Below are 255 nucleotides of genomic sequence, written 5' to 3'. Positions count from 1 at the left end.
ACACCTACGAGATCGAGCGCATCGCCGGCGTTGCCTTCGAGCTCGCCCGCACGCGGCAAAACCGCGTCTGCTCGATGGAAAAGCGCAACGTCATGAAGTCGGGCGTGCTTTGGAACCAGGTGGTGACCGAGACGCACAAGGCGAAGTACTCCGACGTCCAGCTCGAGCACATGCTGGCGGACGCCGGCGGCATGCAGCTGGTGCGCCAGCCCAAGCAGTTCGACGTCATCGTCACCGACAACCTGTTCGGCGACA

The 255-nt window shown here is 63.5% G+C and carries 1 protein-coding gene; it reads left to right on the top strand.

Features of this window, described 5'->3' with window-relative positions:
• The coding region (locus IB267_RS34080) for an isocitrate/isopropylmalate family dehydrogenase (RefSeq protein ID WP_246810942.1) at window positions 1-255 on the top strand (255 nt) is incomplete at both ends.

Source organism: Ensifer sp. ENS09 (genome assembly GCF_014852425.1).
Classification (GTDB): Bacteria; Pseudomonadota; Alphaproteobacteria; order Rhizobiales; family Rhizobiaceae; genus Ensifer.
This window is presented reverse-complemented; position numbering and strand designations above follow the sequence as displayed.